This window comes from Micromonospora sp. NPDC048887 (genome assembly GCF_040649715.1).
GTDB lineage: Bacteria > Actinomycetota > Actinomycetes > Mycobacteriales > Micromonosporaceae > Micromonospora.
This window is the reverse complement of the sequence record NZ_JBEZGA010000013.1, coordinates 121,513-134,744: the sequence shown is the minus strand read 5'-3', so window position 1 is coordinate 134,744 and position 13,232 is coordinate 121,513. Positions and strand designations below refer to the sequence as shown.

Here is a 13,232-nt window from a genome sequence, read left to right as displayed (position 1 = left end):
CAGGTGGTTTGGGGGTGGTGGGTCAGCGGGAGTGGTAGTTGGGCGCCTCGACGGTCATCTGGATGTCGTGCGGGTGGCTCTCCTTGAGCCCGGCCGCGGTGATCCGGATGAGCTGGCCACGCCGGTGCAGCTCCGGGATGCTCTCCGCGCCGACGTACCCCATCGCGGCGCGCAGCCCGCCGGTGAGCTGGTGGGCGACGGCGGACAGCGGCCCCCGGTAGGGCACCTGGCCCTCGACGCCCTCCGGGACAAGCTTGTCCTCGGCGAGCACGTCCTGCTGGAAGTAGCGGTCCTTGGAGTAGGACTTGGCCTGGCCGCGCGACTGCATCGCGCCGAGCGAGCCCATCCCCCGGTACGCCTTGTACTGCTTGCCGTTGATGAAGATCAGCTCGCCGGGGCTCTCCTCGCAGCCTGCGAGCAGGCTGCCGAGCATCACCGTGTCCGCGCCGGCGACGAGCGCCTTGGCGATGTCGCCGGAGTATTGGATGCCGCCGTCGCCGATCACCGGCACGCCGGCCGGGCGGGCGGCGCGGGCCGCCTCCATGATCGCGGTGATCTGCGGTACGCCCACTCCGGCCACGATCCGGGTGGTGCAGATGGCGCCCGGGCCGACGCCCACCTTCACACCGTCGGCGCCGGCCTCGACGAGCGCCTTCGCGCCCGCGTACGTGGCGATGTTGCCGCCCACGATGTCGATGCTCACGTCCCGCTTGAGCCGGGCGACCATCTCCAGCACGGCGCGCTGGTGGCCGTGCGCGGTGTCCACGATGACCACGTCCACACCGGCGTCGACGAGCGCGCGGGCCCGCTTGTAGCCGTCCTCACCCACGCCCACCGCGGCGGCGACCCGCAGCCGGCCCGCGTCGTCCTTGGTGGCGTTCGGGTACTGCTCGCTCTTGGTGAAGTCCTTCACCGTGATCAGGCCGCGAAGCTTGCCGCCCGCGTCCACGATCGGCAGCTTCTCGATCTTGTGCTGGCGCAGCAGGCCGAGCGCGTCGTCCTTGCTCACGCCGACCGGGGCGGTGATCAGCGGCGTACGGGTCATGATCTCGCGCACCGGCGTGGCCGGGTCGGAGACGAACCGCATGTCGCGGTTGGTGACGATGCCGACGAGCTGGCCCTCCCCGTCCACCACCGGGACGCCGGAGATGCGGTAGCGCCCGCAGAGCGCGTCGACCTCGCGCAGCGTGTCGTCCGGGCTGGCGGTCACCGGGTTGGTGATCATGCCGGACTCGGAACGCTTCACCAGGTCGACCTGGAGCGCCTGGTCGTCGACCGAGAGGTTGCGGTGCAGCACGCCGATGCCGCCCTGGCGGGCCATGGCGATGGCCATCCGCGCCTCGGTGACCGTGTCCATCGCGCTGGACAGCAGCGGCACGGTCAGCTCGATGTTGCGGGTGAGGCGGGTGCGGGTGTTGACGCGGCTGGGCACGACGTCCGACTCGCCCGGCTGGAGCAGCACGTCGTCGAAGGTCAGCCCGAGCGGCACCACCCGGGCCGAACCGGCCGGCAGCTCGGGCAGATGGCCACCCAGCTCCCCGCCGTCGGTGCCGGCCGGGATCTCGGTGCTGGGCGAATTCTCCACGATTGCTCCCCTGAGCTGGTCGAACGGGCTGCAGCGAGGCGGCGCGCGGGGGCACCGGCAGGCGCCTGGTGACGGCGCGTCGCCTCATCGTACCCACCTACCCGTCCCGGCCCGGGCAGCGGCGGGCCCCAGGGTAGGCCGGGCCACAGCACGGGCTGGGGCGGGCTTTCCGGCGGCTCGGGGTCTACGGTGAGGGGGTGCACGACGAGCCCATCGACCCGTTCAACGGCGACCCGGCCGATCCGGCTGCCGGCCTGCACGATCCCGGCGACGACGACGCGCTCGACCCGCTGACCGAGGTCGAGCGCCAGGACGTGCTGGAGGATCTCGCCGATCTGGAGATCTACCAGGCGTTGCTCCAGCCGATCGGCGTGCGCGGCCTGGTGATCGAGTGCGAGGACTGCCGCGAGCCGCACTACTTCGACTGGGACCTGCTCCGCGGCAACCTGCGCCACCTGCTCAACTCCGGGCGTCCCCGGGTGCACGAGCCGGCCTACGACCCGGATCCGGATCACTACGTGAGCTGGGACTACGCCCGTGGCTACGCCGACGGCGTGCACGACACGCTCACCGAGGGCACCGACGAGTCCACCGAGGGCTGAGCGCCGCCGTCCGGGCGGTCAGGCCACCAGGCCGGCCCGGAAGCCGGCGGCCACGGCGTGCGCCCGGTCGCGCGCGCCGAGCTTGCGGAACAGCCGCCGGGCGTGCGTCTTGACCGTGTCCTCGGAGACGAACAGCTCCCGCCCGATCTCCGCGTTGCTCTTGCCCTCGGCCATGCCAAGCAGCACCTGAAGCTCCCGCTCGGTGAGCCCGATCGCGCTGCGCGGCGTCCGCGCCGGCCGCTGGGCCGCACCCGGCCGGGACGCGTCCGCGCCGTCGGCCGCCGCGGGGTCGTCCGGGTCCTCACCCCGTTGCACGGGCACCACGGTGGGCAGGCCCGCCGCGTCCACCGGCGCCGTCGCCGGCCAGCCGGGCCCACCCGGGGTACGCCCCGGCGCCGCCGACCGGGTCGGGCCGCCCACCGCCGCCGCGTCCCGGGCGGTGTCCGCCACCCGGTGCCTGTTGCTCCGGCCGGGGGCGGAGAGCAGCAGCAGCGCCTTGGCCACCGCGCTGGTCAGGTCGTGGTCGGCGTTCTGGATCAGACCCCGCGCTCCGGCGCTGATGGTGGCCGCCGCCGACTCCGACTCCTCGGCGCCGAGCAGCAGCACCGCCGCCTGCGGGGCGCGAGCGAGCACCCGCCTGACGAAGCCGGCGCTGTCCGGGCGGGTCAGCGCGGTGTCGGCGAGCACCACGTCCACCGGACGCTCGGCGAGCCGCAGCATCACCTCCGGATCGGAGACGGCCGTCCGGACGACGCCGGACAGCCCGAGCCGCGCCGCCGCGGAGGTCAGATGCTGGGCCGCCAATGGTGTCCGAACGCACACAAGAACACTACGCACAGTGGTCTCCTCTCCGACTCAGAGCAGACCATGCGGAGGTGGGCTCGGGAGGGGGTTCCGGGCAATCATCCGAACTTTTCCGACAGATGGGGCATATGACGCCGACTGTCCGAGCTTTTCGATCACAGATGTGTGAGGCGCGGACCGCTCGGGTACCGAGGGGTTCATCCGGAACCGGCATCCCGCGCGGACCGCCGCCCGGTAGCTGGCCACGAACATTCTCCGCGGTGCCGCGCGGGAGGAGGGGTGCTGATGTCGAACGTACGTAGGCTGCCTGGACCGATCGACGAGCTCTGGGACTGGCAGCGGCTCGGGGCCTGCCGTGGCCGCGACAGCGCGCAGTTCTTCCACCCGGACGGCGAGCGCGGCTCCTCCCGGATGCGCCGCGAGATGGGCGCGAAGTCCGTCTGCCGCGCCTGCCCGGTACGCGCCGAGTGCGCCGCCCACGCGCTCTCCGTCCGCGAGCCGTACGGCGTCTGGGGCGGGTTCAGCGAGTCGGAGCGGCTGCGGCTGCTCGCGCTCGGCTGGGAGGACCTGGCCGACCGCCGCCAGACCAAGGTGGACATCCCCCGGCTGGAGGCTCGCCTCGGCCGGCCGCACAACACCGCCGTGCCGGACCAGCGCAAGGTCGCCTGACCCGGATCACGATCCCCCGACGCCGCGCCCCGGACCCCGGGGCGCGGCGTCGTCTCGCCCCGCCCGGCAGCCCGCCCGCCTCAAGCGCGTCTCTCACGTCAAGACACCCGTAGATCTTGGAAGATTCGGGCCCCTATGAGGGCCATTTCCTTCCAAGATCTCTTTCGAGGGCGGGGCAACGGTGGTCAGGTGACCGTGACCTTGACGGTGTGCCAGCCGGTCGCGCCGTCCGGGGCGACCGGGGCGCGCTGCTCCGTCTGGGTCTCACCGGTCGAGTCACTCGCCCGCACCTGGAGCGTGTGCTCCCCCGGCGTCGCGTCCCACCGCCAGGACCACTGCACCCAGGTGTCCGCAGACACCGCCGGCGCCAGCGTCGCCTCCTGCCAGGGGCCGCCGTCCACGCGTACCTCGACGCGGCCGATGCCGCGGTGCTGCGCCCACGCCACACCGGCAACTGTCACCGGGCCGGCCGCCGGGCGGCTGCGCGGCCGGGGCGTGTCGATCCGGGACTGCGTCTTGATCGGGCCCTGCGCCGACCAGCCGCGCGGTACCCAGTACGCGTCGTAGTCGGCGAAACTGGTCAGCTCCAGCTCGGTCACCCACTTGCAGGCCGAGACGTACCCGTAGAGGCCGGGCACCACCATCCGCACCGGGAAGCCGTGCTGGACCGGCAGCGGCTCACCGTTCATGCCGACCGCGAGCAGCGCGTCCCGCCCGTCGCGCAGCACCGAGGTGGGCGTGCCGCAGGTCCAGCCGTCCACCGCGCGGCCCACCACCTGGTCCGCGCCCTCCTCCGGGCCGGCCTCGTCGAGCAGTTCCCTGATCGGTACGCCGAGCCAGCGCGCGTTGCCGATCAGGTCGCCGCCCACCTCGTTGGAGACGCAGGCGAGCGTCACGTACCGCTCCACCATCGGGCGGGCCAGCAGGTCGTCGAAGCTCAGCTCGATCGGGTTGCGCACCCGCCCGTGGACGCGCAGCCGCCAGGTGACCGGGTCGACCTGCGGCACCACGAGCGCCGTGTCGATCCGGTAGAACTCGCGGTTCGGCGTGACGTACGGCGCGAGCCGGGGCAGCGACAGGTCCGCTCCGGCCGGCACCGGCGGGGCGGGCGCGGCAGGGGCGGGCAGCGTCACCGCCTCCCGGGCCGCCGACACGCCGCGCCGGCCGGCCAGCCAGTGCCCGCCCAGCCCGGCCACCGCAGCCGCGCCGGTGAGCAGCCCGGCACCGCGCAGGAACCGCCGCCGCGACTCCGCGTCGTCGTCGTGCCGCACCGGCTCCCAGCCACCCGGGGTCCCTGCTTCGCGGGCGAGCGCGGCGACCGCCGGAGGCGGCGCGGACGGCGGCGTGGCGCGAGGTACAGGTACCCGGTCGCCCTCCGCCGGCTCGCCCCCGTCGCGTTCCGCCGGTCCGGTCTCGGCCCGGCCGCGTCGCGCGGCGTCGGACCGGTCGCGTCCCGGTCGCTTCCGATCCGCCGGTTCGGCGCCCAGCGGACCGGCCACGAACGCCCGGAGGGTCAGCGCGCCCAGGCCGCCGCCGACCAGGGAGGGCAGCGCGTCGAACGCGTCCGCGCCGGCTCGGGTCAGCGCGGCGGCGACGCCGAGCACGGCGAACGCGGCGATGCCGGCCAGGCCGATCGCCAGGCGCCGGACCGCCGCCAGGCCGAGCAGCGCCCCGAAGGCGGCCAGCAGCAGCGCCGTACCGACCAGCAGGGCGATCTTGTCGTACGTGCCGAAGACGTCGATGGCGAACTGCTTGAGCGACTCGGGCACCAGGTCCACGACGAGTCCGCCGACGGCGACGAGCGGAGCGGACCGGGGACCGGTCAGGACCGCCACGGGTTCGGCGGTGCCGAGTGCCACCACGGCGGCGACGACACCGGCCAGCGCCGCGCGGCGGCGGGAGAGGGTGCTCACGGCACCCAGTCTGATCGACCCGCCGGTGCGGCTGCCAATTCCGTCAGCGTTCCGTAAGGACATACGCGTCAGGGCACACCACCTGTCGGCGGTGTGCCCTGACGTCGGGCCGTACTGCTCGGGTCAGAAGCCCGGGCCGTGCTGGTGGCCGTGGCCGTGCGAGTGGCCGTGCCCACCGGCGGCCGGCTCCGGCTCGGCCGGCTTCTCCACCACGAGGCTCTCGGTGGTGAGCAGCAGGCCGGCGATCGAGGCGGCGTTGCTGACCGCGTTGCGGGTCACCTTCACCGGGTCGATGATGCCGGACTTGGCCAGGTCGACGTACTCGCCGGTGGCGGCGTCGAGGCCGTGGCCCCAGTCCTGGCCGACGACCTTCTGCACCACGACGTAGCCGTCGTGGCCGGCGTTCTGGGCGATCCAGCGCAGCGGCTCGACCAGCGACTTGCGCACGATCGAGACGCCGACCTTCTCGTCACCGGTGAAGCCCAGGTCGTCGTCGAGCGCCGGCAGGATCTGGGCCAGGGCGGCGCCGCCACCCGGGACCGTGCCCTCCTCGACCGCGGCCTTGGTCGCGGCGATGGCGTCCTCGATGCGGTGCTTGCGCTCCTTCATCTCGACCTCGGTGGCCGCGCCGACCTTGATCACAGCGATGCCGCCGGAGAGCTTCGCCAGCCGCTCGGCCAGCTTCTCCCGGTCCCACTCGGAGTCGGAGGCCTCGATCTCCTTGCGGATCTGCGCGACCCGGTCGGCGACCTCGGCGGCCTGGCCGCCACCGTCGACGACTGTGGTGTTCTCCTTGTCGACCACGACGCGCCGGGCGGTGCCGAGCACCTCCAGGCCGACCTGGTCGAGCTTGTAGCCCAGCTCCGGGGCGACCAGCTCGGCGCCGGTCAGGATCGCCATGTCCTGGAGCATCGCCTTGCGGCGGTCGCCGAAGCCGGGGGCCTTGACCGCGCAGACCTTGACGGTCTTGCGCAGCGCGTTGACCACGAGCGTCGACAGGGCCTGGCCCTCGACGTCCTCGGCGACGATGAGCAGCGGCTTGTTGTTCTGGAGGACCTTCTCCAGCAGCGGCAGCAGCTCCTCGATCGCCGAGATCTTCTGGGTGGTGATCAGGATGTACGGGTCCTCCAGGACCGCCTCCTGCGCCTCCAGGTCGGTGACGAAGTTCGGGGAGATGAAGCCCTTGTCGAACTGGAGACCCTCGGTCACCTCCAGCTCGGTGGTGAGCGCGGAGCCCTCCTCGACGGTGATGACGCCGTCGCGGCCGACCTTCTCCATCGCCTCGGCGATCAGCTCGCCGATCGCGGCGTCCTGCGCGGAGACGGTGGCGACGTGCGCGATCGACTCCTTGCTGGAGACCTCGACGGCCTTGCCGAGCAGCGCCTCGGAGACCTTGGCGGCCGCCGCGTCGATGCCCCGCTTCAGGCCGGTCGGGTTGGTGCCGGCGGCCACGTTGCGCAGGCCCTCGCGGACCATGGCCTGGGCCAGCACGGTGGCGGTGGTGGTCCCGTCGCCGGCGACGTCGTTGGTCTTGGTCGCCACCTCCTTGACCAGCTGCGCGCCGAGGTTCTCGTACGGGTTGGTGAGCTCGATCTCCTTGGCGATGGTCACGCCGTCGTTGGTGATCGTGGGCGCACCGAACTTCTTGTCCAGGACGACGTTGCGCCCGCGCGGGCCGAGGGTGACCTTCACCGCGTCCGCGAGGGCGTTGACACCGTGCTCGAGCAGGTGCCGGGCATCGTCCGAGAAGCTGAGGATCTTCGCCATCAGTATCCCTTCGAAGCGACGTTGCCCCGGCCCGGCGAGCCGGACCGGGGCAACGACACTGATCGGTTGCTTACTTCTCGATGACCGCGAGGACGTCGCGGGCGGAGAGCACCAGGTACTCCTCGCCGGCGTACTTGACCTCGGTGCCGCCGTACTTCGAGTAGAGGACGGTGTCGCCGACCTTCACGTCGATCGGCACGCGGTTGCCCTTGTCGTCGATCCGGCCCGGGCCGACAGCGAGGACGGTGCCCTCCTGCGGCTTCTCCTTGGCGGTGTCGGGGATCACGATGCCCGAGGCGGTGGTGGTCTCGGCCTCGTTCGCCTGGACCACGATGCGGTCCTCGAGCGGCTTGATCGCAACCTTGGTCGCGGTAGTCACGGGCATACCCTCCCGGGTACTTGGTGTCGTTGCCGGCCGGCACGCCGACCAGCGTCAATCTGCCACATGCCACCGGGCGGGGCCGTCGTCGCGGGTGCCGGTCCGCCTGGCGCTCAACCCCCGGGCACGAGGCTCGGGCGTTGGCACCCTCAGGGTGAGAGTGCTAATCGCAGGTTATTCCTCGGCTAGCACTCCGTCAAGGAGAGTGCCAACGCGTCGCCCTCCGTGTCGCGCCGGAACCGGCCCGGGAGAATGGGCGCGTGGATCTCGACCAGCTCGCCGTGCTGCGTACCCCCGAGGGGTCGGCGGCGCTCGCCGCGGCCGGGCGGGTGGCCGGCGGCGACCCGCTGGCGGCGGCGGCCGCGCTGCGCTCGGCCGGGATCCCGGGCGACCTCGCCGCCGCCGCGCTCACCCAGGCGGAGCTGCGCCGCCGGGCGGCGGGCAAGTTCGGCCCGGCCGCCGCCGGGATGTTCCTCACCCGGGCGGGACTGGAGCAGGCCACCCGCCGCGCGGTCGCCGACCGGCGGGCCGCGCGGCTGCGGGCCGCGGGCGTGACCACGCTCGCCGACCTGGGGTGCGGCCTGGGCGCCGACGCGCTCGCCGCGGGCCGCGCCGGCATCCGGGTGTACGCGGTGGAGGCCGACCCGCTGACCGCCGCGATGGCCGCCGCGAACGCCGAGGCGGCCGGGCTCGCCGGCCTGGTGACTGTCGAGTGCGGCGACGCCACGGCCTTCGACGTGACGGGTGTCGACGCCGTGTTCTGCGATCCGGCGCGGCGGCGGGCCGGCACCGGGCGGCGCGTGTTCGACCCGAACGCCTACTCGCCACCGTGGGACTTCGTCACCGGCCTGGCCGCGCGGGTGCCGCGCACAGTGGTCAAGGTGGCGCCCGGGCTGGACCACGCGCTGATCCCGGCCGCCGCCGAGGCGGAGTGGGTGAGCGTGGACGGCGACCTGGTCGAGGCCGCGCTCTGGTGCGGCGAGCTGGCCGGCGTCCCCCGCCGAGCCACCCTGCTGCGCGAGAAGGAAGGGCCCCTTCTTAACGCCTCCGGTAGTAAAAGGGTCCCTTCCTATCACCTCACCGGCACCGGCGCGGCCGAGGCGGAGGTGGGGCCGGTCCGGCGCTTCCTGTACGACCCGGACCCGGCGGTGGTCCGCGCCCACCTGGTCGCCGAGCTGGCCACCGACCTGGACGCCACGCTCGCCGACCCGTCGATCGCCTACCTGTACGCCGACGAGGCCCGGCCCACCCCGTTCGCCCGCTGTATGGAGATCACCGACGTGCTGCCGTTCTCGTTGAAGCGGCTGCGCGCCCTGCTGCGGGAGCGGCGGGTCGGCCGGGTGGAGATCCGCAAGCGCGGGTCGGCGCTGGAGCCGGAGAAGCTGCGCCGTGACCTGCGGCTGTCCGGCGACGAGGCGGCCGGCCTGACGCTGACCCGGGTCGCGGGCGACCCCACAGTGCTCGTCTGCCGGCCGGTTCCGGCCGGCGGCTGACCCGGCACGCGGTTTCGGCTCGCGCCCGGCCCCCGGCCGGGCTAGCTTGAGCCGGTGGCTGGCCCTGGCACTCCGGCGATCGCGTTGCTGAGCAAGCGGAAGATCGCGCACAGCACCCACACCTACGACGTCTCGCCGGACGCGCCGAACTACGGCGCGCTCGTCGCCGCCGCGCTCGGGGTGGCGCCGGAGCGGGTGTTCAAGTCGCTCGTCACCGAGGTCGACGGCGGGCTGACCGTGGCGGTGGTGCCGGTGACCGGTGAGCTGGACCTGAAGGCGCTCGCCGCCGCGGCCGGCGGCAAGCGGGCGACGATGGCGGACCGGGCCGTGGCCGAGCGGGCGACCGGATACGTGCGCGGCGGGATCAGTCCGCTCGCGCAGCGCAAGCGGCTACCGACGGTCATCGACGCCTCCGCGCTGGCACACCCGACGGTGTACGTCTCGGCGGGGCGGCGCGGCCTCCAGGTGCAGCTCGCGCCGACGGATCTGGTGGCGCTCACCGGGGCGGCGACGGCATCGATCGCCGCCGTCTGAGCGGGCGCGTGACGGTGCGTGTGGGAGCGTTCCCGGCGCACCCCTCCCGGCGGTGTCTCGCGGGTGACAACCGCGTTGCTGAATTGTTACCGCCGCCAACAAACTTCTGACCTCGGCAGTCTTGCGGCACATGGGTGACGGGGAATACGTTGCCGGGCACAACAAAACATCACCACTCCCCCACCTCCGAAAGGACCCTGCACATGCGCAAGGGCTTCCTCACCTTCGCGGCCGTCGGTCTCCTCGCGACCGGCAGCATGGCCGCCTGCGGCGACGACGGCGGCTCCTCGAACGAGGCCGGCGGCTCCAACGCCAAGAAGCCGAAGATCGGCGTGATCCTGCCGGACAGCAAGTCCTCCGCCCGCTGGGAGGGCGCGGACCGCAAGTACCTGGAGGCGGCCTTCAAGGCCGCCGGCGTCGACTACACGATCCAGAACGCCCAGGGCGACAAGTCCGCCTTCTCCACCATCGCCGACGGCATGCTGACCAGCGGCGTCACCGCGCTCATGATCGTCAACCTGGACTCCGGCACCGGCAAGGCCGTGCTGGAGAAGGCCAAGTCGCAGGGCGTGGCCACTATCGACTACGACCGGCTGACGCTGGGCGGCTCGGCCCAGTACTACGTCAGCTTCGACAACGAGGCGGTCGGCAAGCTCCAGGGCGAGGGACTGAGCAAGTGCCTCACCGACAAGGGCGCGCAGAAGCCGAAGATCGCCTACCTGAACGGCTCCCAGACCGACAACAACGCCACCCTGTTCAAGAACGGCTACGACTCGATCCTCAAGCCGAAGTTCGACGCGGGTGAGTACACGAAGGGCCCGGACCAGAACGTCCCGGACTGGGACAACGCGCAGGCCGGCGTGATCTTCGAGCAGATGCTCACCCAGGAGAAGGGCAAGATCGACGGCGTCCTGGCCGCCAACGACGGCCTGGGCAACGCGGCCATCTCCGTACTGAAGAAGAACCAGCTCAACGGCAAGGTGCCGGTGACCGGCCAGGACGCCACGGTCCAGGGCCTGCAGAACATCCTCGCCGGTGACCAGTGCATGACCGTCTACAAGGCGGTCAAGAAGGAGGCGGACGCCGCCGCCGACCTGGCCATCGCACTCGCCAAGGGCGAGCGCAAGGACACCGGCCAGACGGTCAAGGACCCGGAGGGCAAGCGGGACGTCCCGTCCGTGCTGCTGGAGCCCAAGGCCATCTACAAGGACAACGTCAAGGACGTGGTGGCCGACGGCTACGTCACCAAGGAAGAGCTCTGCACCGGCGCCTTCGCCAAGCTCTGCACCGACGCCGGCGTGAGCTGACCCAGCTGACCCACCCGGCTCAAGCGACGCCCGGTACGGGGGAACCCGTGCCGGGCGGCGCCCGCGCCGGACGGGATCCGAGACCTCCCTCCGCCCAAAGGAGAACCCCGTGTCCGCAACCCCCCTGCTGGAGCTACGCGGGATCGACAAGAGCTTCGGTCCCGTCCAGGTGCTGCGCGACGTCGCCTTCGCCGCGCACCCGGGCGAGGTGACCGCCCTCGTCGGCGACAACGGCGCCGGCAAGTCGACCCTGGTCAAGTGCATCAGCGGTATCCACCCCACCGACGCCGGCGAGTTCCTCTTCGACGGCCGGCCGGTGACCATCAACAGCCCCCGCGACGCCGCCGACCTCGGGATCGAGGTGGTCTACCAGGACCTCGCGCTCTGCGACAACCTCGACATCGTGCAGAACATGTTCCTCGGCCGGGAGAAGCGCAGCGGCATCGTGCTCGACGAGCCGACCATGGAGCAGATGGCCGCCGAGACGCTCGCCGGACTGAGCGTGCGCACCGTGAAGTCGCTGCGCCAGCACGTGGCCAGCCTCTCCGGCGGCCAGCGGCAGACCGTCGCCATCGCCAAGGCCGTGCTCTGGAACAGCCGGCTCGTCATCCTGGACGAGCCGACCGCCGCGCTCGGCGTCGCGCAGACCGCCCAGGTGCTGGAACTGGTCCGCCGGCTGGCCGACAACGGCCTGGCCGTGGTGCTCATCTCGCACAACATGAACGACGTCTTCGCCGTCTCCGACCGGATCGCCGCGCTCTACCTCGGCCAGATGGTCGCCCAGGTCAAGACCACCGACATCACCCACTCGCAGGTGGTCGAGCTGATCACCGCGGGCCGGTCCGGCAACCTCGGTCTCACCACCGAGCCGGGCAACGGCACCGAATCCGCCGACGCAACCTCGGGAGCCCTCCGATGACCGCCACCGCCGTGAAGAAGGAGGGGCCGGCCGCCGTCACGCCCGCACCCTCCGTCGGCGACCACGTCCGCAACTACCTCGCCCGGGTACGCGGCGGCGACCTGGGCGCCCTGCCCGCGGTCAGCGGCCTCGTCGTGCTCTGTGTGGTGTTCACCATCGTGCGCCCGGTGTTCTTCTCCGCGGGGAACTTCGCCAACCTCTTCACCCAGGGCGCGGCGGTCACCGTGATCGCCATGGGGCTGATCTTCGTGCTCCTGCTCGGCGAGATCGACCTCTCCGCCGGCTTCGCCAGCGGCGTCTGCGCCGGAATCCTGGCGAACGTGGTCAGCGTGCTCGGTTACCCGTGGTACGTCGCCGTCCTCGCGGCCCTGCTCACCGGCGTGCTGATCGGCCTGATCCTCGGGTTCCTGGTCGCGAAAGTGGGAATCCCGTCCTTCGTGGTGACGCTGGCCGGCTTCCTCGCCTTCCAGGGCGTGGTGCTGCTGCTGATGAAGGAGGGCAGCAACATCTCGATCAGCGACGACGTGATCGTCGGCATCGAGAACGGCCGCATCTCGCCGGCCGTCGGCTGGCTGCTGGCCGCCGTCGCGATCGTCGGCTACGCCGTCGCCCAGCTGCTGCGCCACCGCAACCGGGTCTCCCGGGGCCTGGTGACCGAGCCGACGGCCGTGATCGGCGCCCGGATCGGCGGGCTGGCGCTGCTGATCGTGCTCGCGGTCTACGTGCTCAACCAGGAGCGCAGCATCAACCCGCTGATCACGTCGAACAAGGGCATGCCGGTGGTCGTGCCGATCGTCGCGCTCCTGCTGGTGTTCTGGACGTTCGTACTCAACCGGACGGCCTACGGCCGGCACCTCTACGCGGTCGGCGGCAACGCCGAGGCGGCGCGGCGGGCCGGCATCAACGTGGACCGGCTCAAGATCTCGGCGTTCGTGATCTGCTCGGGCATGGCCGCGGTCGGCGGCATCATCGCCGCCAGCCGAGACCGTTCGGTCGACCCCAACACCGGTGGCAGCAACGTGCTCCTCTACGCCGTCGGCGCGGCGGTCATCGGCGGAACCAGCCTCTTCGGAGGCAAAGGTCGCATGATCAACGCGGTGCTGGGTGGCGCGGTGGTGGCTGTCATCATCAACGGTATGGGACTGCTCGACCTCAGCTCCGGGCTGAAGTTCATCTTCACCGGCCTGGTGCTGCTCCTCGCCGCCGGCGTCGACGCGCTGTCCCGGCGACGTTCGGCCGCGACCGGTACCCGCTGATCCG

Annotated in this window: 12 protein-coding genes; 7 read left to right on the top strand and 5 right to left on the bottom strand. The window is 72.2% G+C overall.

What is annotated here, in order from left to right:
* Positions 1 to 22: 22 nt before the first annotated feature.
* Complete coding sequence (gene guaB, locus AB0C17_RS20790; RefSeq protein WP_357388876.1) at positions 23 to 1,585, bottom strand: IMP dehydrogenase; 1,563 nt, start codon at positions 1,583 to 1,585, stop codon at positions 23 to 25.
* A gap of 197 nt (positions 1,586 to 1,782) precedes the next feature.
* Here guaB and AB0C17_RS20785 point away from each other — a divergent pair, with 197 nt between their 5' ends.
* Positions 1,783 to 2,187, top strand: a complete 405-nt coding sequence (locus AB0C17_RS20785) for a DUF5319 domain-containing protein (RefSeq protein ID WP_357471978.1) — start codon at positions 1,783 to 1,785, stop codon at positions 2,185 to 2,187.
* 18 nt (positions 2,188 to 2,205) lie between these two features.
* Here the strand turns inward: AB0C17_RS20785 and AB0C17_RS20780 are convergent, their stop codons facing one another.
* A complete protein-coding gene (locus tag AB0C17_RS20780) occupies positions 2,206 to 3,024 on the bottom strand; it encodes a response regulator transcription factor (protein ID WP_357479928.1) in 819 nt (272 codons plus the stop codon).
* A 252-nt stretch (positions 3,025 to 3,276) separates the two neighbouring features.
* Between AB0C17_RS20780 and AB0C17_RS20775 the strand changes: the two genes are divergently transcribed.
* Positions 3,277 to 3,660, top strand: coding sequence for a WhiB family transcriptional regulator (locus AB0C17_RS20775; RefSeq protein ID WP_357388882.1), 384 nt, complete (start codon positions 3,277 to 3,279; stop codon positions 3,658 to 3,660).
* Positions 3,661 to 3,845: 185 nt separating this feature from the next.
* On the opposite strand, the gene AB0C17_RS20770 is transcribed toward AB0C17_RS20775, so the two are convergent.
* The 3 genes from AB0C17_RS20770 to groES all read right to left on the bottom strand — a co-directional run bounded on the left by AB0C17_RS20770 (position 3,846) and on the right by groES (position 7,725).
* Complete coding sequence (locus AB0C17_RS20770) at positions 3,846 to 5,573, bottom strand: molybdopterin-dependent oxidoreductase (protein ID WP_357479925.1); 1,728 nt, start codon at positions 5,571 to 5,573, stop codon at positions 3,846 to 3,848.
* Between the two features lie 123 nt (positions 5,574 to 5,696).
* Entirely contained in the window at positions 5,697 to 7,340 is a 1,644-nt protein-coding gene (gene groL, locus AB0C17_RS20765; RefSeq protein WP_318335674.1) for a chaperonin GroEL, read from the bottom strand.
* Positions 7,341 to 7,410: 70 nt separating this feature from the next.
* Positions 7,411 to 7,725 carry a co-chaperone GroES gene (groES, locus tag AB0C17_RS20760; RefSeq protein ID WP_018222648.1) on the bottom strand — a complete coding sequence of 105 codons (315 nt, stop codon included), beginning with the start codon at positions 7,723 to 7,725 and terminating at the stop codon, positions 7,411 to 7,413.
* Positions 7,726 to 7,979: 254 nt separating this feature from the next.
* Between groES and AB0C17_RS20755 the strand changes: the two genes are divergently transcribed.
* The 5 genes from AB0C17_RS20755 to AB0C17_RS20735 all read left to right on the top strand — a co-directional run bounded on the left by AB0C17_RS20755 (position 7,980) and on the right by AB0C17_RS20735 (position 13,228).
* Entirely contained in the window at positions 7,980 to 9,212 is a 1,233-nt protein-coding gene (locus tag AB0C17_RS20755) for a methyltransferase domain-containing protein (RefSeq protein ID WP_357479922.1), read from the top strand.
* 54 nt (positions 9,213 to 9,266) lie between these two features.
* Complete coding sequence (ybaK, locus tag AB0C17_RS20750; protein WP_357389069.1) at positions 9,267 to 9,746, top strand: Cys-tRNA(Pro) deacylase; 480 nt, start codon at positions 9,267 to 9,269, stop codon at positions 9,744 to 9,746.
* 203 nt (positions 9,747 to 9,949) lie between these two features.
* Positions 9,950 to 11,053 (top strand): substrate-binding domain-containing protein, encoded by a 1,104-nt coding sequence (locus AB0C17_RS20745; protein ID WP_357389067.1) that lies wholly within the window; start codon positions 9,950 to 9,952, stop codon positions 11,051 to 11,053.
* 109 nt (positions 11,054 to 11,162) lie between these two features.
* Positions 11,163 to 11,972, top strand: coding sequence for an ATP-binding cassette domain-containing protein (locus tag AB0C17_RS20740; RefSeq protein ID WP_357389065.1), 810 nt, complete (start codon positions 11,163 to 11,165; stop codon positions 11,970 to 11,972).
* Positions 11,969 to 13,228, top strand: a complete 1,260-nt coding sequence (locus AB0C17_RS20735) for an ABC transporter permease (protein WP_357471966.1) — start codon at positions 11,969 to 11,971, stop codon at positions 13,226 to 13,228. Before AB0C17_RS20740 ends, AB0C17_RS20735 begins: the two co-directional genes overlap by 4 nt.
* Positions 13,229 to 13,232 lie beyond the last annotated feature (4 nt).